Here is a 23,436-nt window from a genome sequence, read left to right on the forward strand (position 1 = left end):
ATACTGAGGTGGTATATTTAGGTATAATTATTGTAGCAATATGGATTCTTATAATCCTAATTATCAGATTTGGAATAACGAAATGTTAAATTTCGTTAATTCTTCTTTGCAGCATGTAAAAGCTTATTTTTTTTGCTTGTTTTCACAAAACATTTTTAGACCTTTACCGTATGTTCAAACGTATTAAGAATAAATTTTTACGCTATATAGCGATCGCTATATATTTTTTAATCGTCCTAGTTTGTGCTATACAGCTTAACTTTTTAGGGCTTTTTGGCTACTCGCCTACAAAAAAGGATATTACGATGCCAAGTGTCAATATCTCAACAGAATTGTATACTGCAGATAGTGTATTAATCGGTCGGTATTTCGATGAAGATCGTAATCCCGTTGCTTTTGACAGTATATCTAAGCATGTGATAAATGCTTTGGTCGCTACGGAGGATGTTCGTTTTTATAAACATAGTGGGGTTGATTTTTGGGGTTTAGGATCGGGGATTATTTCGACCTTAACTGGGGATAAAAGGGGGGCAAGTACCATTACACAGCAACTTGCAAAAAATCTTTATCGAACTCGATATAATAAGTCTGGTGGTTTACTGGCAAAAATTCCAGGTGTGGGTTTGATCGTAACCAAATTCAAAGAATGGATGACAGCATATAAATTGGAATCCCGTTATGAAAAGAATGAAATCATTACAATGTATTTGAATACGGTATCTTTTAGTAATAATTCTTATGGTATCCAAACTGCTGCGCGTCGTTATTTTAGTAAAAATGCAAGTGACTTGAGTATCAATGAATCCGCAGTATTGGTGGGGATGCTGAAAGGAACTACAATCTATAATCCAATGCGTAATTTAGAAAAGTCGCGTGAACGTAGAAATGTTGTATTGGCGCAAATGGCAAAAGCTGATTATATTGATCAATCACAGGTAGAAAAATTGTCAAAAGAGCCATTAGTCTTGCATGCGGACAATAAGGATGTACATGCAGGAGAAGATTCATATTTGCGTGCAGCTGTAGAACGTTGGTTGGAAAAATGGGCAGAAGAGAATGATAGAGATATTTATAAAGATGGTTTAAAAATTTACACCACCATCAATTCAAAAATGCAAAAGCATGCCGAGGAGGCTGTAGCTAAGCAAATGCAAGTATTGCAAAGAAGATTGAAAAACGCATGGGGCAATGAAGATCCTTGGAGGGATCTGTCCGGTAAGGTGATTCCTGGGTTTATTGATAATTTGGTTAAAAAAACCGATTATTATAAATTTTTGGCTAAAAAATACGATAACCGTACGGATAGTATGGATTACTATCTGAATCAAAAAAAAGAAATGGAAGTTTTTTCATGGAAAGGTGAACGCTTGCGTGAGAAGGTGCAGATGTCCACAGTGGATTCGATCAAATATTATGTGACGATGTTGAATACGGGTGTGATGAGTATGGATCCATACTCGGGTGAGATCAAAGTTTGGGTTGGAGGAATAGATCATCAATATTTTAAGTATGATCATGTAAACCAGTCAAAACGACAAGCAGGATCCACATTTAAACCATTTGTTTATTTGGCTGCCTTGGAATCGGGCATGACCCCTTGTGATCAAATGCAAGATAAGCCAGTCACGATTAAAATTGATAAAGGCGATTCTATTGAAGTTTGGGAGCCTAAAAATGCAGATTGGAATTTCAGTTACCGAGATATGTCCTTGCGTTGGGCAATGGCACGTTCGGTAAATTCAATCACCGTGCAGTTAACGGAAAAAGTTGGGGCGGATAAGATTGTGGAAGCGGCTCATCGTGTTGGTATAGAAAGTAAATTGAGTGCTGTAGCATCGATTGGATTGGGGCCGAATGATGTTTCAGTTTTTGAGATGGCAAATGGATATTCAACAATGATGAATCATGGTGAGCGTGTGACTCCGGTTTTAGTTTCGCGCATTGAAGATTATGAAGGTAATGTTATTGCAACTTTTAAACCTGAACGTAAACAAGTTGTCGATAAAGAGGATGCCTGGTTGATGACTTATATGTTGCGTGGTGGAATGGAGGAGCCAGGGGGGACTTCACAAGCCTTGTGGGAATATGACTTGTTTAGTAAAGAAAATGAGATAGGGGGTAAAACTGGTACTTCGTCCGAATATGTTGACGGATGGTATATGGGGGTTACAAAGGATTTGGTAACAGCAGTATGGGTAGGCTGTGATGATCGTAATATTCACTTTAAAAACTCACAAACAGGAGAGGGGTCTAAAACAGCTTTACCGATCTTTGGTTTGTTTATGGAAGCTATATACAAAGATAAAGCTCTAGGGTATACTCAGGGTAAATTTCCAGCACCTACTGTCGAAATCACCAAGAAATATAATTGTGAGACACCTCGTCCTCCTCGAGAAGAAGTAGTGTTAGATTCCACAGCAACACACGACGAATTGCCTTTGGAGGAATTAGAAAATAGTGGTAGCGAAGGTACAACTCAAGAAGAGGGATTGTCAACACCTGAGCAGAGAGATAACATTGATGTATTATCTACCGAAAGAGATGTCGTTGCGACAAAACCACCTGACTCGATCGATACTGTAGAGTAAAGTAAATATATGATATTTTTTGGAAATCGGTTGTTTATGAAGTATAAGCAACCGATTTTTTTTCTACCGTATTCATGTGGAATGGACACAAATTTTTCCAGTCGGCATTTTGTTTGCGGATCAATTTTTCTTTTTGCATAAAGGTAAAATGACGCAGTTCAAGTAATCTTTTCTCAGCTTTTTCTTTAGATTCGAATTTTTCTATATAAACGATGCGTGTTAAGTGCGGTCCGTTTGGAAAAAAGATATTACTGCTGCTTCTAATTTCGTTTGCAATTAATGCGAAATCTGATGTAATGTCTACATTTAGGAAGTGTCTATTGCTGTCAGTAATAATGTATAATGTGTATGATTTCATGTTTGAGCTAATAAATTTGGTTATTTGTATAATTTTTACTAATTTTATTGGCACAATATTACTAATATTTTTAGATATTAAAAATTAAATTTTAAAAAATATGCCAAACATAGCTTCCAATCTTAAGTTTTTAAGAAAAACGAAAAGACTTACACAACAGCAGTTTGCCGATTTATTGGAAATAAAGCGTGCTTCTGTAGGGGCGTATGAAGAGGATCGGGCTGAGCCAAAATATGAATTACTAAAAAAGATAGCAGAATTTTATGAGCTATCAATGGATGAGCTTGCTAATGATGAGATTAATGATAAGTGGAAACGAGCACCGAAAAGCAATGCTTCTAATTTACGTGTATTGAGTGTAACGGTAGATGGGCAGGATCGTGAGAATATAGAGCTTGTTCCGGTAAAGGCTAGTGCTGGTTATATGAACGGTTATTCTGATCCCGAGTATGTAGCGACTTTGCCTAAATTTTCGTTACCTATGTTCAATCAGGGGACCTATCGTGCTTTTGAAATTAAAGGAGATTCGATGCGACCTCTACCAAGTGGATCTATCATTGTGGCAGAATATGTTGAAAACTGGAATGAAATTAAACCAGGACATACTTATGTCATTGTTTCCAAGGATGAAGGTGTTGTATATAAGCGGGTGGCTTATAAATTTAAGGAAGATAAAGGGTTGAAGCTGGTTTCGGATAACAAAAGTTATGATCCTTACTGGGTTGAGGCTGGTGATATTATGGAAGTATGGCGAGCAAAAGCATTTATTAGTACCACCTTGCCGGAGCCTAGTAATGAGCCTACGATGGAGACGCTAACAAGCATGATGGCCGAAATGCAAAAAACCATAAATTCGGTTGTTGATAAAGGTTAAATGTAGATTATAAGTAAACTTTTTTGATGCGAATTTTGATTGTTTGAAAAAAATATTTACCTTTGTCCTATCTGAGAGGAAGGGGGCAACGTATGCCCCCTTTTTTAATTCATTGATTTCAGTATTTTTATTCGATTTCGACAGAATATGCAAAATGTAGAGAAAAGAGTTATCGAACTCGTTCAAGAAAAAATAGCAGATCGCGATGATTTGTTTATTGTAAGTGTTAAGTTTCATCCAAACAGTGTCTTGGAGGTTTTACTGGATGGTGATCAAGGGATTAGTATCGATGACTGTGTACAAGTTAGCAAATTTGTCGGATTCCAGCTAGAAGAAGAGGGTGTAGTAGAAAAAGCTTACCGTCTAGAAGTTTCATCTCCAGGTATAGATACTAATTTTGTTCATCAAAGACAGTATGAAAAAAATATCGGACGTAATGTACAAGTGAAGTTAAATGATGGAACGAAAGCTGAAGGTACTTTGCTTGAAGTTGATGACTCACAGATTACTATTGAAGAAACAATAAAAGAAAAAGGAAAAAAGGCGCAGCAGGCTGCTCGTATTATTCCTTTGGAACAAATAAAAGCAACTAAGGTGTTAATTTCATTTAAATAAAAATGAGCAGCAATATCAATTTGATTGACTCTTTCCAAGAGTTTAAAGAGTTTAAAAACATTGACCGACCAACGGTTATTTCTGTGTTAGAGGAAGTATTCCGTAGTATGATCCGTAGACGTTTCGGCACAGATGAGAATTGTGATGTTATTGTCAACCCAGATAATGGGGATTTGGAAATCTGGAGAACTCGCGTTGTTGTTGAAGATGAATTTTCGGAAGATGATGATTTAGAAATTGAATTAACAGAAGCGAAGAAATTTGATGTTGATTTGGAAGTCGGTGATGACTATATTGAACAAATTACATTAGAGAGCTTTGGTCGTCGTGCTATTTTGGCAGCACGTCAAACTTTGGTTTCAAAGGTATTGGAATTAGAGAAAGACGAAGTTTTCAAAAAATATAAAGACCGAGAAGGTGAATTGGTTATTGGTGAAGTTTATCAAATCTGGAAAAAGGAATTACTTGTTTTGGACGATGATGGTAATGAATTGATTTTACCAAAGACTGAACAGATTCCTGCAGATTATTTCAAGAAGGGCGATAGCATTCGTGCAGTAGTTTATAAAGTAGATATGATGAATAATAATCCTAAGATTCTTATTTCTCGTACTGCTCCAGAATTTTTACAACGTTTATTTGAGCTTGAAGTTCCTGAAATCTTCGATGGTTTAATTACAATTAAGAAAATCGTTCGTGAACCAGGTGAGCGTGCTAAAGTAGCTGTTGAATCCTACGACGATCGTATCGACCCAGTTGGTGCTTGTGTTGGTATGAAAGGATCTCGTATTCATGGTATTGTTCGTGAACTGCGCAATGAAAATATTGATGTGATCAATTTTACGACCAATCATTCTCTTTATATCACACGCGCATTGAGCCCAGCTCGTATTAGCTCAATCAAAATTGATGAGGAAAATAAGACTGCCGCTGTGTATTTAAAATCTGATCAAGTATCTTTGGCAATTGGTCGTGGTGGACACAATATCAAATTGGCCGGTAAATTGACGGGTTATGAAATCGATGTATATCGTGAGAATGATGAATTTGATGAGGATGTGGATATCGAAGAATTCAGCGATGAGATCGAAAGCTGGGTTATTGATCAATTGAAACGTGTTGGTTTAGACTCTGCACGTTCAGTATTGGCATTGACAGAAGAAGAATTGTCCAGACGTACTGATCTGGAAGAAGATACGGTAAAAGAGATTTTACGTATTTTGCAGGCTGAATTTGAATAAAATGAAGCCATATAATTTATTTTCATCTCTATTTCGAATTTAATTGTTATAGAGATGTAAAAAAAACATATTTTTGTATTAAATATTTAATTAGTTAAAATAATAGATGACTGAAGGAAAAGGTACAAACCTGCTTAAAGCAGCAAAGGAACTCAATATTGGCATATCTACTGCCGTAGATTGTTTAGTGAAAAAAGGTTATGACGTCGACGCCAAGCCTAATACTAAGCTATCCGGAGAGATGTACAATGTGCTGTTGAAAGAGTTTCAAGGTGACAAAATCGTGAAAGATGAAGCTAAACAAATTGTTATTGGCAAAATTCGTCGTGATGAGTCGCCAGTCGCTTCTCCTAAAGAATCATCTAAAAATGACGATTATGAAGAAACTGTAGTTTCAAAAGAAATTTTGATTAAAAATGTTGCAGTTAATACAAGAGAAGGATCGGATGCTGTTAAAAATGAGACGCCTACTGAAAAAGTAACTGAACATGAAGCAAAAGAAAGTTCGTCAAATACGCATACTGGAGGGATGAAAGTCGTTGGTAAAATAGATTTAGATGCTTTGAAAAGAGGTTCTAAACCTAAAAAAGAAGACACTCCAGAAGTGAAAGCTGAAACTCCAAAGGAAGTGGAGAAGAGGCCTGAGGTGGTTAAAGAAGCAACTCCTGCTGCTCCAAAACCTATTGTAATAACTGAGCCAAAATTAGAGGTTCCGAAAGTTGAAGCGCCAAAAGTTCCGGTAGTGGAAGCACCAAAAGCAGAGGAGAAAGTGAAGGAAGCACCGAAGGTTGTCATTGCTGCACCTCAAAAAGTTGAAGTTAAAACTGAAGCTCCAAAAGTTCAAGAGAAGAAAGTGGTAGAAGAAAAGCCAAAAAATGAAAAACCTGCTGTAAAAGCACCGGTTGAAACTCCTGTAAAGGAAGAGAAAAAAGTTAATCCTGCAGATGAAGTCATTAGTGCTAAGGCAGAACGATTAACAGGTCCAAAAGTAATTGGAAAGATTGAATTGCCAACGGCAAGACCTTCTCATAGAGATAAACCTGTAGCATCTTCTTCAAGTGCTACTGGCAATGATCAGAAACGTAAACGTAAGCGTACAAATAACCCAGGAAGTGCACCTCAGGGTGGTGGTACTCATCCAAATCGTACTGGTGGTCCTAATCAAAGTGGAGGTACTCATCCAAATCGTACTGGAGGAAATCATCCTGCTGGAAATAACCAAAATCGCCCAGGTGGTGCTCCAGGTGTAAATCAAAACCGCCCAGGAGGTGGTCCTGGTGGACAACATAACCGTCCAGGAGGTCCAGGTGCTAACAAAAGTCGTCCTCCTTTTAACAATAATAGGGGTAAAGGACCTAATGAGCCAAAAGAGGAACCTACAGAAAAGGAAATTCAAGATCAAATCAAGGCAACATTAGCGCGCTTAAGTGGCGCTGGTAAATCAGGTAAATTCGCACAACGTGCTAAATTGAGACGTCAAAAGCGTGACGATGTAGCTAGTAATGCAGAAGAGGAAGCATTAGAAAGAGAAATGCAAGCAAAAGTTTTGCGCGTTACGGAATTTGTGACAGCAAACGAACTTGCAAACTTAATGGATGTAGCTGTAACACAAATTATCGCAACTTGTATGAGTTTAGGTATGTTCGTGTCTATTAATCAACGTCTAGATGCTGAAACTTTAACAATTGTTGCTGATGAATTTGGTTATCAAATCGAGTTTATTAAACCTGAAGATGAAGAAATTGCTGATCTTGAACAAGCAGATAATGAAGATTCATTAGTTTCTCGTGCTCCAATCGTTACTGTAATGGGTCACGTCGATCATGGTAAAACATCTTTGTTAGATTATGTGCGTAAAGCAAACGTAACAGGCGGTGAAGCAGGTGGTATCACGCAGCACATTGGTGCTTATGCGGTACAACTTGATGGTGGACGTAAGATCACATTCTTAGATACTCCTGGTCACGAAGCTTTTACAGCGATGCGTGCCCGTGGTGCTAAAGTAACAGATATTGTTATTATTGTTATTGCAGCGGATGATGCTGTGATGCCACAAACAAAAGAGGCGATCAACCACGCACAAGCTGCTGGTGTGCCGATTGTATTTGCATTTACAAAAATAGACAAGCCTGGTGCTAATACAGATCGTATTAAAGAGCAGTTGTCTCAAATGAATATATTAGTAGAAGATTGGGGAGGTAAATACCAAGCGCAAGAGATCTCAGCAAAAACTGGATTAAATGTTGATCTTTTATTAGAAAAAGTATTATTAGAAGCAGAAATGTTAGACCTTAAAGCCGATCCTAATAAGCGTGCTGTAGGTTCTGTTATTGAAGCTGCTTTAGATAAAGGTAGAGGTATTGTTACAACTGTATTGATCTTAGGAGGTACGTTACGTGTAGGAGATCCAATTTTAGCAGGTTCTCATAGTGGTAAAGTAAAAGCTTTGACCAATGAACGTGGAGAACGTGTTAAAGAAGCTGGTCCTTCTGTGCCGGTTCAGATATTGGGTATGGCTGGAGCACCTACTGCAGGTGATAAGTTTTATACAATGGAAAGCGAATCTGAAGCACGTAATGTGGCGAATAAACGTCTTCAATTGCAACGTGAGCAAGGTATGCGTGCTACGAAACATATTACTTTGGATGAGATTGGTCGTCGTTTGGCAATCGGTAACTTTAAAGAATTGAACGTAATCGTAAAAGGTGACGTGGATGGTTCGATCGAGGCCTTATCAGATTCATTATTGAAATTATCAACACAAGAGATTCAGGTAAATGTAATCCACAAATCTGTGGGTGCAATCTCTGAGTCAGATGTATTGTTAGCTTCTGCTTCTGATGCGATTATCATTGGTTTCCAAGTTCGTCCATCTATAGGTGCACGTAAATTGGCTGAGCAAGAGCAAATCGATATTCGTCTTTATTCGATCATCTATGATGCTATTGCTGAACTTAAATCTGCAATGGAAGGTATGCTTGCTCCGAAATTTGAAGAAAAAATCGTTGCTAACGTTGAAATCCGCGAAACATTTAAAATCTCTAAAGTTGGTACTATCGCAGGTTGTATGGTATTGGATGGTAAGATTAACCGCAATAATGATATTCGTATCGTACGTGATGGGGTTGTTGTTTTCACAGGCAAATTAGCTTCATTGAAACGTTTCAAAGACGATGTGAAAGAAGTGTCATTTGGTTATGAGTGTGGTCTTAATATTCAAGGATACAACGATATCCAAGAAGGAGATATTGTAGAAGCTTACGAACAAGTTGAAGTAAAACGTAAATTGTAATATCCCATTTACGTTATATAAATAGGCTGTATTATGAATTAAATTTAGTCTTTAAGTATAAAATATTCCTGTGAAGGATAATAAATAAAAAAAAGGTTGCACTTAAAAAAGTGCAACCTTTTTTTTGTTGACTTCATATTTGATTGATTTCAAAGGTGGCATATTTTTAATTGGCATCTTATTGATCTACTTTTTTAAAATCTGCGCACGATTATATTCATAGTTCATTCGGGCAATGTTTAGAACCGAAATACTTTGAGGGCACTCTACTTCACAAGCTTCAGTGTTTGTACAATGCCCAAAAAGTTCTTTATCCATTTGATGTACCATATCAATCACACGTGATAGACGTTCTTCTTTACCTTGCGGAAGTAATACCATATGATTGATTTTGGCAGAAGTAAAAAGTGCTGCACTTCCATTTTTACAAGTGGCAACGCAAGCACCACAACCAATACAAGCTGCCGAATCAAATGCAGCTTCTGTTATTTCATGTGTAATCGGTATGGTGAGTGCCTCTGGTGCCTGTCCTGTATTGATAGATACAAACCCACCAGTGGAAATAATGCGATCAAATGCAGAGCGATCTACTTTTAAATCTTTTTTAACAGGAAAAGCTTCTGATCTAAATGGTTCAATAATAATAATTTCTCCATCTTTAAAAGATCTCAAATGTAATTGACAGGTCGTTGTATTTTTAAGAGGACCGTGTGCAATTCCATTAATCATTATACCACATTGACCACAAATTCCTTCACGGCAATCGTGATCGAATTCTACTGGTGTGTCATTGGACAATATGAGTTTCTCATTGAGGGTATCCAACATTTCGAGAAAAGACATATGTGGATTGAGATTTTCTAATGTATAATCTACGAGTTTGCCTTCAGTGTTTTTACCTTCTTGCCTCCATATTTTCAGTTGTAACTTCATAGCTTGAATTTTAGTATTATTTATAACTACGTACAATTGGTTGAATCACTTCAAAGGATAGGGGCTCTTTATGCAATAGGGGTATTTCATTATTATTCCATTCCCAAGCAGAAATAAATTGATATTCCTCATCATTTCGTTTGGCTTCACCCTCTGTTGTTTGATATTCTTCACGGAAATGTGCTCCACAAGACTCATTTCTTGTAATTGCATCATAACACATCAGTTCACCAATTTCCAAATAGTCTGCAACTCTCCCTGCTTTTTCTATTTCGGTGTTCATGGTTGCCTCAGTTCCTGGAATATGAACATATTTATGAAATTCTTCTCTTAATTTTCTTATTTCAGAGATTGCAAATTTTAATCCATTTGCATTTCGAACGAGTCCGCAATAGTCATACAATATTTTACCAAGTGTTTTATGATAATAATCTACGGTTTTATCTCCTTTGCTATTGCTGAATCGATGCAATTGTGCTCTTACCTCTTGTTCAGCTTTTTCGAACTCAATATGATCTGTCGATATTTTTCCTGTATGGATATCCCCTGATAAATAATTTGCAATCGTATAAGGTGCTATAAAATATCCATCTACAGAAGCCTGCAAGAGTGAATTTGCACCTAAGCGGTTAGCCCCATGATCAGCAAAATTAGCTTCGCCTAAGGCAAATAATCCAGGAATTGTGGTCATCAGTTCGTAATCTACCCAAAGACCGCCCATTGAGAAGTGTGCGGAAGGAGAAATCATCATCGGTACTTCATATGCATTGTAACCGGTAATTTTTTCATACATATCGAATAAGTTACCATACTTTTCTTTAATCTTCTCGATCCCTTGTTCTTTAATTGCTTTAGCAAAATCAAGATAAACTGCATTTTTTAATGGCCCGATTCCAAAGCCAGCATCAATCCTTTCCTTTGCTGCACGAGACGAGATGTCTCTTGGGGCAAGGTTTCCAAAAGCTGGATATCTACGCTCTAGGTAATAGTCTCTTTCCTGTTCGGGAATCTCATTGGCAGATCGTTGTTCATTTTCTTTACTCGGTACCCAGATTCTTCCATCGTTTCGCAATGATTCAGACATCAGCGTTAATTTGGATTGGTAATCTCCAGATTGCGGTAATGAAGTAGGATGAATTTGAATCCAGCTTGGACTAGCCATTAAAGCCCCTTTTTTATGGGCTCTCCAGATGGCAGAACCATTACATCCCATTGCTAAGGTAGAAAGATAGTATATTTTACCATAGCCACCCGTTGCCAATATTACTGCATGTGCTGCATGCCGTTCGATTTGACCGGTATCGAGATTTCTTATAATTACACCTCGTGCTTTCCCCTCAATAACAACTAAATCTAACATTTCATGTCTACTATATAAAGCGACACTTTTTTTTCCTACCTGACGCATAAGCGCCTGATAAGATCCTAATAACAATTGTTGTCCTGTCTGTCCTCGTGAATAAAAGGTACGGCTTACCTGCACCCCACCAAAAGAGCGATTGTTTAAATAGCCACCATATTCACGACCAAAGGGTACTCCCTGAGCCACTGCTTGGTCAATTAGATTAAGTGAACATTCGGCCATACGGTAAACATTTGCTTCGCGAGCACGAAAATCACCACCTTTTAGTGTATCAACAAACATACGATACACACTGTCACCATCATTTTTATAATTTTTTGCTGCATTAACACCTCCTTGTGCAGCGACAGAATGTGCACGTCTAGGGCTGTCTTGGAAGCAAAAGGATTTGACATTATAGCCCATTTCTCCTAATGATGCAGCGATGGAACTTCCAGCTAACCCAGTTCCAATGACAATGACATCTAATTTTTTGCGATTTGCAGGATTGACCAATTTGGCGTTTTTTTTATAGTTCTCCCATTTTTTTTCCAAAGAACCTTCTGGGATTTTTGCATCTAAATTCATGTTCTTAAAATATGAAGGTTAACCTATTGTGTAAAGTAAATGTAGATGGGCATCATTGCAAATCCTACACTTATGATGACGGAATAAGCGATGCCACAATTTCTTATCCATTTTACATATTTGGGATGGAAAAGCCCTAAGGTACGAATAGCACTATGTACACCATGTATTAAATGATAGCACAATGCGACCATAGATAAAACATAAATCACCACATACCACCATTCTCTAAAAGTGGTGACCACCAATATGTAGAGATCTTTATTGCCATTACTGTCTATTGGTGGGGTGCCAAATTTATAGATATACCAAAAATTTTGAAAATGAATAACTAAGAATATTAAGATAATTGTACCTAAAACTCCCATGTTGCGACTATACCATTTGCTGGCCCGCTGTCTTTGATCGCAATGGTATTTTTTTCCTGATCTTCTATTTTTAATGGTGATCACGACTGCATCTAATGCATGTAATATGATGCTGGTATATAAGACATATGATACTATTTTAATAACGATATTGCCTGATAAAAAATGAGAATATGCATTAAATTGGGTATGTGCTTGTTCGGCAGGAAGAAATAATTGTAAGTTTCCTAAAAAGTGAATGATTAAGAAAAAACAAAGAAATAACCCTGTAAAACACATCAGCAATTTTCGAGATAGCGTTGTCAACATAAGCAAAGAATTAATAGTAACCAATTATTTTCATCCACAGGCCACCAACCACCATGTAGATCACAAGTAATAAAATACCGATTTCAAAACCTTTTACCCACCATGATTTAAGATCTACATATCCACTACCGAAATAAACGGGAGCGGGACCATGTCCGTAATGGGTTAAAACACCATATATTGAGCCAACAAACCCAAGCATCATTGCGAGTAGCATACCGGGTATACCTAACGAAACCCCTACACCTAACATAGCAGCATACATTGCGGCAACATGGGCTGTTGCACTTGCGAAAATATAGTGACTGTAGAAGTAGACTAAGATAATCACAGGAAATGCAATAATCCAATCAAGCCCTCCAATTTGGGTTTTAATCAGATCGCTAAACCATCCTATAAAGCCTAGCTCATTTAGGGAGCTAGCCATCATGACCAACACTGCAAACCAAACAATTGTATCCCAAGCTCCTTTTTCAGATTTGACATCTTCCCAAGTGAGTACGGAAGTGAGTAGTAAGATTGTGAGTCCGATAAATGCGGTTGTCGTAGCATCTATTGACAATGAACCGCCGAAAATCCATAAACTCAGCAGAATGAAAAAAGCAAGTAACATCAACCATTCGCTTGTTTTAATTGCTCCCATTTCTTTTAATTTTTCTGCTGCCATTTTGGGTGCATCAGCTGTTTTTTTTAATTCAGGTGGATATAATTTGTATAAGACTAGTGGTACAAGAATAAATGCAACAAGTCCGGGAACAAATCCTGCAGCTGCCCAAGACATCCATGTTATATTAATTCCTAAATCTGCTGCAAATTTCTGACACATCGGATTACTTGCTGTTCCGGTAAGAAACATTGATGAGGCAATGAGATTCATATAGTAACTATTTAAAGTTAAATAGGACCCAATTTTTCGATGTGTATTTGGGTCTTCTGGAAGTGAACCGAAGCTGATAGCCATGGATTTCATAATGGGGTAGATGATACCTCCACCACGAGCGGTATTACTTGGGATAGCGGGAGCAAGGCAAACGTCTGCAAGACCTAGTCCATAAGCTAAGCCTAATGAACTCTTTCCGAAAATCTTGATAAATATAAATGCAATTCTATTTCCTAAACCCGTTTTGATAAAGCCTCTAGCTATAAAAAATGAAATACCAATAAGCCAGATTACTTTGTCACCAAAACCACTTAATGATTTGGTAATCGATAGGGCGGGATTACCTGGTGCTAATACTTGTGTTAAAGCTGTAAATCCTATAGCTAGCATACACATGGTTCCCATAGGTGCTGCTTTTAGAATAATACCTAATATGGTTGCTGCAAAAATTGCAAATAGATGCCAAGCTTCGGGCGATACACCATGTGGTACCGGTATAAACCAAATAATCAATGCGAAAGCAAAGGTAATCCCCATTTTTTTAATGTCCACTTCTTTCATAATATGTACGTTAGGTTACAATCGACTTTGAACTTGTAAAATGAACAAATTACCATTGTATTTGTTTGAACTTTCGATTTGATGTTTATAATAGTCTATCTGCATACCCATTTGTATTCTAGCACCATAATTTTTTAAGAATTCTAAACTGAACATGGGGACTATAGATTGTCTTGGATTGGAATTTTGCCTAAAATCAGTATCTAAATATTCGTACCTGCATGAAAATTCAATAGCTTTTAGGTTTTTATAATCAATTTCATAACGCATATTGGGTAAGAAATAAGCCCCTCGCATTTGATATTGATATATGTTTTCTAGTCGATTTGTTTCTTCAAGACTGAAATATAAATTGTGATTAATCGCTTGTTTTGCTTCTATTTGGAAATCCATGTTCCACTTTTGTGCAAGTTGAAATTTGGATGATATATCAAATGCTAAAGCGTGTACATTTCTTTTAAATACGGTACCTGTACCTCCGTTTAATCCTATACTAAAATCATATCTTTTTGAAAGATCAAATACAATACGCGTTAAAAATTGTTTACCATTATCTTTGTCCGAAACCTGATTTTTTCCATTTCCATTAACTACAGAAATAGCATACCGCATAGGTATCTTACCAACCGGCAGTGTGCCGCCAACGGAGGCTCCTATCTGAAAGCTTGTCCAACCATTTTTACCAAACTCTGTATATTGATTTGACCATTCTAATGATTTTATAATATCCACGGGGTATGTTTCTTCTAGTCCGAACCAAGGCCTGAACTGCCCTACGGTAATAGCAACCTTAGGATTAAAGCTATATCTCAGATAAGCATTTTCTAAAACTCGTGTTTTGGGATCATTTTTAAAATCTGCGAAGTTGGCTAAAGCTACAACTTCTACTCTTTTACTGATCTGTCCTTTCACTTGTGCGCGCATATATTTAAGAGAAAAGGAGTTGTTGGTACCCTTGTCATCTGTATGATGAAGGCCTTCTACATCAACATTTTTTTTAAGACTTGTGGTGAATCGACCTTGAAAAAGACCTTTGAATTGAAATTTAGGATAACTATCCAAAATTTTTCCTTGTGTACTATCTGGAACCTGGGCGCGAACAGCGTGACTTTTCAAAAGTAAAAAGCTGATCATGACACTTATTACAAAAGGTAAAAGTTTTTTCATATAAAAAAAATTAATGTGAAAAGAACAAGGTAATCATTGGTATAAATTTTAATTTATACTCTAAATATAATAGTATAGTTGGTTATTTAATGGGCAATTGTTGTTCTGCTCATATAGTAAATGTAAGGAGTTAAATCTATATAAAAAAGGAAAAAATATAATAATTCAATATTTTTTTAAGTTCAATAGTAGTTGTATGTTGTTAATTGGAAAAATACTTCAATAAAAAGTAATATGCTGTTGTCTAGGTGAAGAATGATGAAAACCTATTTACGTCAATTTTTGTGAGATAATCTATGTAATGTAAGTAACATCATGCTTGCATGGAGACTTTTATTATGCCTGGATCGGGGAGGTGATCTGATAAAAAGCCTTCGTCAGTTTATGACGAAGGCTTGATGTATTTTTTATCTTACGTATATTTGATATCCTAATTTTGACAATTTATGTTAATTGCTTTGGATGAGTTTATCCAGAGATTTTTTAATTGAGGGATCAGCATAGTCGCGTCCACCTTCCAGTCGATCCACCAGATCTCCCTTTTTATCAAGGATTACTGTCGTTGGAATAGCGTTTCCTAAGAACTCAGATGGTATTTCACCATGAGGTACATAGACTTGTAAATCATATTTATGTTCAGCCATGAATGCTTTCGATTTATCCATCATACCATCTACATCGACCATTAAAAATATGATTTCATTAGTTCCTTTAAAAGACTGTTTTAGGGAATTAATAGATGGCATTTCATGAATACATGGAGGACACCACGTTGCCCAGAAATTAATGAATACTACTTTACCCTTTAATGAGCTTAACGTAATATTTTTTCCATTTTCATCTGTAAAGGAAACCTCATTAGCTTGGTGTGTTGGACTTGATAGAGCACTGTCAACAGTTGTTTCGATTACCTGCGAACTTTGCGTATCGTTAGTTTTTGAATTGCAAGATACGGCAGTAATACACGTCGCGATCAGAAATATACCGATCATTTTCTTATTTAAATGGATTATCATATTTATTTCTATTTACTTATTTTACCTTCTTTTATTTCTTCCGATGGTTTCAGTATGATTTGACTACCTGCTGATACCTGACCAAATATTTCTGTTAAAGTATCCAAATATACACCTTCCTTGATTGGAATACGTTTTATTTCCTGATTGTCTAATATAAATATAAATGTACCACTCTGATTAGTCAGAATACTTTTTTTAGGTACCCAAGTTGACGGTTTATTACGTTTTAACATAAGTTTGACTTGTGCATAATCTCCTCCTTGTAATTCTCCAGATGTATTATCTACGTCAAATTCTAGTGTTAGTGATCGATCATGTTGATCTAACAATCCAGATGTACGTGAAAGTGTCGTCTTAAATATTTTTCCAGGTTGAGAACTGACAGTAAAATTGGCTCGTACGCCTTGTTGTACTGATGCAGCATGTTTTTCTGGAAGAGATAGAGTTAAACGTAATTTATTTCCTTGAGCAATCGTAAATAGGGATTGGTTGGACGATGAACCCGCCAATGCTCCAATAGACACACTTCTTTCAGTGATTACGCCATCGAAAGGAGCTGTGATACGTAGATATTGCTGTAATTGTGAGGTATGTGAAGCACCTGCTCTAGAAGATTCGAAAGCAGCCCTTACACTTTCAACATTACTTTTCGCTCTCTCTAATTCAATTGCCGCTATGGCGCCCGATGTTGTTGACGCATCTTTTAAGCGATCATATGCTTGCCGAGCAAAAAGATAATCACTGTAGATCTTCTGCTCTGTAGCTTTGTCAGATAAATACCGCTGATTCATTTCGGGAGCTTCTAATACTGCTAATAGTTGGCCTTTGCGTACATGATCTCCACGATCTACATATAGCTTTTTTACAAATCCTGATACCTTTGCAAATACCGCTACCTGCTCATAGGGTCTTAATTCCGCAGGAATTGAAATTTCGTATTCTGGATTGATAAATTGTACGGATGCTGTTGGATAATTTATTCTTTTTTCAGTTTTTTTTGTTTCCTTATTAATCTGATTTTCTTGCTGTAAGCATGCCGTAAGTGTCATTGATAAAGCAAGTGCGAGGGTCAGGCGTATAGTTTTATATATTGATATTGCAGGGTACATGATCGTAGAGTTTAAATGAATTATGTTATTTGATTAGAAAAAAACTGGCTTTCCTTATCATCAGGATCAAGAGATGGACTGATAATAGTTGTTTTGGACATAAGAGACGAGAAAAAGTGTGGTAAGAGAAGCAGAATAGCTAGGGTAGATGCAATAAGCCCACCAATAACGGCTCTACCTAATGGTGCAACTTGCTCTGCTCCGTCACCTATGCCTATGGCCATCGGCAACATACCAGCTAGCATGGCAGCAGCAGTCATTAATATAGGTCTCAAACGAGATGATGCTGCTAGTCTTGCTGCATTTACTGGTTTCAAAGCCCTATTTCTCCTATAATATTCGGCTTGATTAACAAGCAATACAGCATTGGATACTGATACACCGATGGACATAATTATTCCCATATAGGATTGTAAATTAAGTGTGCTGCCGGATAAAAAAAGTATAATTAAACTTCCAGTAATCACCGCAGGAATAACGGATAAAATAATTAATGGAATTTTAAAAGATTGGTAATAAGCGGATAACATCAAGAAAATAGCGATAATCGCTACTGCTAACCCTGTCAACAGGCTCCCTAATGTGTCATCCAGCAGTTGCATTGTTCCTTCTGTCCATACATTGATACCCCGAGGAGGTTGTCCTACATCATTGATTGCTTTTTTTACGGCTGCAGACGCTGTACCTAAATCCTTATTGTAAACATTGGCGATAATGGTGACATAACGATTGGGACCTTTACGGTTTACTTGTGCTGGAGCTGTCACTCTGCGTACTGTTGCAACATCTTCTAGTAGAGGGCGAAGATTTCCTTTTTTTAACGGAAGTGACTTGAGCATTTCTTCTGATGACATGATCTGCTCGGGGATTTGTACCTGAACTTGAAAAACAAGTCCTGATTTAGGATCTACCCACAGATTTTTATCTGTAAATCTAGTAGATGATGTAGCAGTAATCAAACTTCGTGTGATGTCTTGCATGGTTAAACCAAACTGCCCCGCAAGATCACGATTGACTTCAATTTCTACTGTAGGATATTCCAGCGGTTCTGCGATGCGTACATCTCTTAAATATGATATTTCTTTTAAATTGGGTTCAATTTTTGCTGCAAATTCACTTGCAGCCTTTAATTGCCCAGCTCCGACTTTAACTTCAATCGGAGTCATGGCTCCTTGTCCCATTATTTTTTCAGTCAGCTCCATCGGTTCAAAATTTAGCTGTACATGTGGGTGCTTTTCGTTTATTTTTTTTCTTATTTCCTCTTTGAGGTCCTCCATGGAATTTTTATAGATGTCTTGATTAACGGATACTTGCAATACCGCTTCATGAGAAGCATTGGTAAACAGAAAAATAGGATTGATTGGGGATGTTGCCGGATGCATCCCAATAAAAGCTGATGTGATCGTAGTTCCATTGTCAGGAAGCATGACTTTGATATCCTCTGTTATTGCTTTGACAATTTGTTCTGTTTTTTCAATTCTACTTCCTTGTGTTGCTTGGATACGTATCTGAAAATCTCCACTATTGGAAATAGGCATCACATCTGTACCGACGAAGTTCAATAATAAGCAGGTTGCAGTTCCTGTGCATAATACGTACACTATAAAAAGGGATAATGATTTGGTAGACCATTTCCTTATCCTATACGAATAGTTGAGGCTGAATTTTTCAAATAATACTCTTTTTCTTGGTATTTTCTTTATCTCTTGATGCTTATCTTTCATAAACCAATTGGCCAATATTGGAACAAAGGTTTGAGAAGCTATAAATGAGGCAATCATAGCAAAAGCTACAGCCATAGAGAGAGGAATAAACATGTCTCTAGGAATACCTGTCATGATAAAGGCAGGTGTTAACACAGCTAGGATACAAAGTAGAATTAACAATTTAGGAACAGAAATTTCAAGTAATGCATCGAGAATAGCTCTTTGCTTACTTTTTTTCATTTCCATATGCTGGTGTATATTTTCAATGGTAACTGTGGCTTCATCAACCAGGATGCCGATCGATAATGCAAGACCACTCAATGTCATGATATTGAGTGTTTGGCCAAAGAAGTATAGCACCATAACAGCTGAAAGAATAGCAATCGGGATAGTAAGTACCACGATAATTGCTCCTCGACTATCACCCAAGAATAAGAAGATCATTAATCCGGTAAATACGGCTCCCAATATACCTTCATGTATGAGATTTGTTAATGAACGTTCTATATATTTTGACTGATCAAATTCATAACGGATATTTACATCTTCAGGAAGTTGATTTTTTAACATACCCATTGATGATTTTAAATTATTAACAGCATCAAGTGTCGAAGCATCAGCTTTTTTAATAATGGGCAAGTATACAGAACGCTTTCCGTTGATCAAGGCATAACCTACAGTCTGATCCGCCGCGTCAGATACTGAGGCTACATCGCGTACATAAATGATGCGATTGTCTGTTGTTCTGATAGGAGTGTTTAAAAATTCTTCCGGATTTTTGACTATTGAGTTAATGGGAGCCATTAAATTTTCATCTGCGATACGGATGTTTCCTGCAGGAGATGGAATGCTACTTTTTGTAATGGCTATGGTAATGTCTTCTGGACTCAGACCTTTTGCTTGCATGGCTTGGGGATCAATATCGATCACTATAGAACGTGTGCTTCCTCCAAATGGTGCAGGAGCCGTAATACCAGGAATATCAACGAACATGGGCCTAATTTTCGTCAGGACAAGGGTCTGTATTTCGTTGATTGAGAGCTTGTCACTTTCAAATACCAATTGCCCGACAGGGAGTGAACTTCCATCAAAGCGTACGACCATAGGAGGTACTGCTCCTGCAGGTAGAAAACCCATGGCTCTTGAAACTGATGTTGAAACCTCTCCAGCCACTTGTGCCATATTAGTACCCGGATAAAAGGTAAGTTTCATTAGGCTTAGCCCTTGTACACTTTTAAAGTCAATGTTTTTGACACCACTTACAAATAAAAGTACCTTCTGAAATTCATTTGCCATAAATCCATCCATGTAGGCTGGAGATAAACCCCCATAAGGCATAGCGATATACATGGCAGGTAGTTCAACTTCAGGGAAGATGTCTACATTTATTTTTTTTTTGTACTGTAGTAAAAAAATGCGATCGTAATGACTGCTACCATGATAGCAATGGGTTTCCTAAGTGCAAATCTAATTAGATTCATGTCTATGTATTAAAGGTTATTAAAAAGATAGTCAAAATCGGCAGCTAACTCTGATTCATGAGCCAATAATATCCAGTAGGAAAGTGAAGCTTCGATATGATTATTTTCAGCTTGTTCTAATAAATTGCGGATTTGTAATAATTCACTCAGTGTGATCAATCCACTCTTATATCGAGCGAGATACATGATATAAGCATCTTGAGCTTGTTTAACAGCAATTTGGGATTTTTGGATCTGTTTATATTTCCAGATGCTTTTTGTTTGAGATGCAGATAGATCAGCTTGCATAGCTTGCTGATATTGTGTCTGTAATAACTTCGTGCCTTCAGCTTCTTTTAATAAGCTTTCTCCTCTAAATCGATTAGTATATAGGCTCGTTATATTCCAGGTTAATCCTATTCCAACCAACAAATTGTTGGTGCTATTTTTAAACCCATCTTGCCACGCATTTGAAGTTTTTTCAGTGGTGCTAACACCTGTTCCCCGATATCCATAACCACCTAATAATTTCAAAGAGGGCATGGCTGCTTTTTTTTGTGCTTCTCCTGTATGGATGTAATATTGTGCTTGTTTTTCTAATGTAACTAATGCTGGATGTGTATTTGATATGCCTTGATCAGCAAGCAGATGATATTTTTCTTTCGGATTAGAAAAGCGATGAATAGATGAAGTGTAAGTCAGATTTTCTCTGCCATATAATTCTTTGAGTTTGATGTAAGATGAATGCTTATTACCCATCCAATGGTCATACTCGCCTATTGCCTGCATATAAGAAGAGGATGCTAAGAGACTGTCAGCTGCAGGTTTAAGACCGGATAAGGCTAAACTGGAACTGATTTTGCGAATATCGTCTAATCGTTCGGTGTTTTTCTTTGATAAATCTAATTTTGCGTTATGATAGAGCAGTGTAATATAGCGTTCGGATAGTACTTTTTTGAGGTTGAGAATGTATACCTCTTGCTCACTGACTTTTTTCTGAAATAACATCTGTGCTGCTTCATTTTCATTTTTAATTCTACCGAAGGTGAATAATTCCCATTCTATAGTAGCAGACGCGAAACTATTTGCGGCTAGGCGGCTATTTTCTTGTGCAGTTGAATTGCCACTAACATTGAAAAAACCGGGTTGTGGAAAAAAAGCTCCTGCATTACCTTCATATGTCCCGAAAGTATTTTGTACCTGCGTTTTTAGTTGCGGAAGACTACTAGTCTTTATAGCCATCGCTTTTAACTGGGCAGCATGTGCTATATTTCTTTTAACCCCAATTCCGGGATAATTCTCTTCCACCTGTTGCCATAAATTGCCCAGTGTATGATCGATTTGTTGCTGTCCGTATATTGGCGATAAGGACGCAATGGCAAACCACAAATATGTAGTTGCCACTATGTGTTTTATCATAGTGATTATAATTATTATGAGACCGTTGGTATATCAACGATCTATCTTGAATAAAATAGAAGTTTTGCCTATTAAAGTGATGATCAATAGGAGTACGGGGAGGTGAAAAAGAATATTAAATTTGGAGATTACGATCTCGTATAAAGATGGGTATGGAACTTGATAATTTTAATTTTCCATAATGTGTAGGTACTTGCAGCCTGCCAGTAGTAACGCTAAAAAGCAGCAAAAATGCGATTGTAAATAAGACTGTTGGTGTATAATCACTAGCCTTATAAGAAATAGTTTGTGATATCTGTGTGTCTGTGATTTCAGCACTGCTACATTTATCCTTACTGCTACTTGAAAATAAATTTCCGTTTTTTACAGGGGCTTGTACTGTACTGATTTGGATATCAGCCCAGCTTTTGATACTACTTTTTACTGCACAGGAAGTCAAAAGCACAAAAAAAATCGTGGCAATGATAAATAAGATACGATGAATTTTTTTTGTTATGTCTAATCTATAGCAATTCATATCGTCGTAAATCTAGGGCTTTTTATATGATTCAGCAAATATTTCCTACCGGTTTTTGTTTTCTAACAGGTTTGTTGCTTAAGACATAATCTTTATACATTGTATTTTAATCTATTTTTCGTAAAGGACATCATGATACTTAGTACGACCCATATTCCGAGTTTTTGGATCCCATTTGGATGGTATGAGGAATTTCCTAGTGGAGAATACGGTGCTTTTGCCCTGAATGGTTATGCGGAAATAAATGGATGTTGGCCTGCTTTGTTGGCTTTTGCTGCACGGGCATACATGTAGACGGTAACTTGATTGCTCATTGTGGTGGTGTTTTATTTCAATATTCAATTTATTCTATTGGATATAAACTGTCAAGATGTTCAACAACTGGTCAGGTAATGCCTTTGTTGGGTGTTCATCTAGAGGTTCATTTTAGCGAGACCCTAGCTAACCATTTTTTAGGGTCTCGCTAGGGTCTCGCTGGAAATGAGATGTATTGAAAAAAACGATATGGCGTATAAAAGAAAAACCCTACAAATTGTACAATTTGTAGGGTTTTGATACTTTCTCCTTGTTAGGATGCGGAGAGTGAGGGATTATTACATGATCCCTTAAAGGGGGAGGCTTCATCATAAAATAAAGCCATTCGCTATGCTCATTTACTTTGTTGTTTATGTCTTATTGTTGGAGCAAGCTTCCAAAAGTCTATAAACAACAAAAGCCCAAATTACTTTGGGCTTTATTTTTTGTTGGCGGAGAGCGAGGGATTCGAACCCCCGGACCTATGACAGTCAACAGTTTTCAAGACTGCCGCATTCGACCACTCTGCCAGCTCTCCGCGACAAAAGTACGAATTTTAACATTGCTACCAAATTTATTTTGATAATATAATCACTTTAATGGGATATAAGAGGGGATTTTATTGATATTAAGGGCTTTAATTTTATTTATTTTATGATTTAGGATGGGAGTTAAAGGTGTATTAAATGATAAACATAAACTTTTAGTGTTTAAAAAGAAATGATGAGATCATGGAAAAAAGTATATTTTGTCTTTGTTTTTCTCTTGTAGGGTTATAAAAAACAAATTTTGAGAT

At 36.9% G+C, this 23,436-nt stretch carries 17 protein-coding genes and 1 tRNA gene; 5 read left to right on the forward strand and 13 right to left on the reverse strand.

The genetic code is table 11. The features are described 5' to 3' along the window. The first annotated feature begins 170 nt into the window (after window positions 1-170). Window positions 171-2,588 carry a penicillin-binding protein 1A gene (locus AC06G9_RS07885; RefSeq protein WP_480957832.1) on the forward strand — a complete coding sequence of 806 codons (2,418 nt, stop codon included), beginning with the start codon at window positions 171-173 and terminating at the stop codon, window positions 2,586-2,588. 34 nt (window positions 2,589-2,622) lie between these two features. On the opposite strand, the gene AC06G9_RS07890 is transcribed toward AC06G9_RS07885, so the two are convergent. After that, window positions 2,623-2,946 (reverse strand): GIY-YIG nuclease family protein, encoded by a 324-nt coding sequence (locus tag AC06G9_RS07890; RefSeq protein WP_045754908.1) that lies wholly within the window; start codon window positions 2,944-2,946, stop codon window positions 2,623-2,625. A gap of 100 nt (window positions 2,947-3,046) precedes the next feature. Here AC06G9_RS07890 and AC06G9_RS07895 point away from each other — a divergent pair, with 100 nt between their 5' ends. From AC06G9_RS07895 to infB, 4 genes are all read left to right on the forward strand, one after another. Beyond that, window positions 3,047-3,820: an XRE family transcriptional regulator gene (locus AC06G9_RS07895; RefSeq protein ID WP_248754169.1), complete on the forward strand. Its 774-nt coding sequence runs from the start codon at window positions 3,047-3,049 to the stop codon at window positions 3,818-3,820. A gap of 147 nt (window positions 3,821-3,967) precedes the next feature. Then, window positions 3,968-4,435, forward strand: coding sequence for a ribosome assembly cofactor RimP (gene rimP / locus AC06G9_RS07900; protein ID WP_045754910.1), 468 nt, complete (start codon window positions 3,968-3,970; stop codon window positions 4,433-4,435). A 2-nt stretch (window positions 4,436-4,437) separates the two neighbouring features. Beyond that, window positions 4,438-5,676, forward strand: a complete 1,239-nt coding sequence (gene nusA / locus AC06G9_RS07905) for a transcription termination factor NusA (RefSeq protein ID WP_045754911.1) — start codon at window positions 4,438-4,440, stop codon at window positions 5,674-5,676. Window positions 5,677-5,782: 106 nt separating this feature from the next. Beyond that, on the forward strand, window positions 5,783-8,968 hold the full coding sequence (infB, locus tag AC06G9_RS07910) for a translation initiation factor IF-2 (protein ID WP_045754912.1): 3,186 nt from the start codon (window positions 5,783-5,785) through the stop codon (window positions 8,966-8,968). Between the two features lie 186 nt (window positions 8,969-9,154). Here the strand turns inward: infB and AC06G9_RS07915 are convergent, their stop codons facing one another. From AC06G9_RS07915 to AC06G9_RS07970, 12 genes are all read right to left on the reverse strand, one after another. Next, window positions 9,155-9,901 carry a succinate dehydrogenase/fumarate reductase iron-sulfur subunit gene (locus tag AC06G9_RS07915; RefSeq protein WP_346569137.1) on the reverse strand — a complete coding sequence of 249 codons (747 nt, stop codon included), beginning with the start codon at window positions 9,899-9,901 and terminating at the stop codon, window positions 9,155-9,157. Between the two features lie 16 nt (window positions 9,902-9,917). Next, a complete protein-coding gene (locus AC06G9_RS07920) occupies window positions 9,918-11,831 on the reverse strand; it encodes a fumarate reductase/succinate dehydrogenase flavoprotein subunit (RefSeq protein ID WP_153195111.1) in 1,914 nt (637 codons plus the stop codon). Window positions 11,832-11,854: 23 nt separating this feature from the next. Beyond that, on the reverse strand, window positions 11,855-12,508 hold the full coding sequence (locus tag AC06G9_RS07925) for a succinate dehydrogenase cytochrome b subunit (protein WP_108157512.1): 654 nt from the start codon (window positions 12,506-12,508) through the stop codon (window positions 11,855-11,857). Window positions 12,509-12,518: 10 nt separating this feature from the next. Next, window positions 12,519-13,949 (reverse strand): anion permease, encoded by a 1,431-nt coding sequence (locus tag AC06G9_RS07930; protein ID WP_434438280.1) that lies wholly within the window; start codon window positions 13,947-13,949, stop codon window positions 12,519-12,521. Window positions 13,950-13,964: 15 nt separating this feature from the next. Beyond that, window positions 13,965-15,116, reverse strand: a complete 1,152-nt coding sequence (locus AC06G9_RS07935) for a porin (protein ID WP_480957833.1) — start codon at window positions 15,114-15,116, stop codon at window positions 13,965-13,967. A 449-nt stretch (window positions 15,117-15,565) separates the two neighbouring features. Continuing rightward, window positions 15,566-16,132, reverse strand: coding sequence for a TlpA family protein disulfide reductase (locus tag AC06G9_RS07940; protein WP_480957834.1), 567 nt, complete (start codon window positions 16,130-16,132; stop codon window positions 15,566-15,568). Window positions 16,133-16,140: 8 nt separating this feature from the next. Beyond that, window positions 16,141-17,244, reverse strand: a complete 1,104-nt coding sequence (locus tag AC06G9_RS07945; RefSeq protein WP_480957835.1) for an efflux RND transporter periplasmic adaptor subunit — start codon at window positions 17,242-17,244, stop codon at window positions 16,141-16,143. A 20-nt stretch (window positions 17,245-17,264) separates the two neighbouring features. After that, a complete protein-coding gene (locus AC06G9_RS07950; RefSeq protein WP_480957836.1) occupies window positions 17,265-20,300 on the reverse strand; it encodes an efflux RND transporter permease subunit in 3,036 nt (1,011 codons plus the stop codon). 140 nt (window positions 20,301-20,440) lie between these two features. Further along, a complete protein-coding gene (locus AC06G9_RS07955) occupies window positions 20,441-21,829 on the reverse strand; it encodes a TolC family protein (protein WP_346569144.1) in 1,389 nt (462 codons plus the stop codon). A gap of 115 nt (window positions 21,830-21,944) precedes the next feature. Next, window positions 21,945-22,346 (reverse strand): hypothetical protein, encoded by a 402-nt coding sequence (locus AC06G9_RS07960; protein ID WP_346569145.1) that lies wholly within the window; start codon window positions 22,344-22,346, stop codon window positions 21,945-21,947. A gap of 111 nt (window positions 22,347-22,457) precedes the next feature. Further along, window positions 22,458-22,688, reverse strand: coding sequence for an Arm DNA-binding domain-containing protein (locus tag AC06G9_RS07965; RefSeq protein WP_434438274.1), 231 nt, complete (start codon window positions 22,686-22,688; stop codon window positions 22,458-22,460). Window positions 22,689-23,090: 402 nt separating this feature from the next. Next, a tRNA-Ser gene (locus tag AC06G9_RS07970) sits at window positions 23,091-23,178 on the reverse strand. Window positions 23,179-23,436: the final 258 nt, after the last annotated feature.

This window comes from Sphingobacterium sp. MAE (assembly GCF_056711605.1).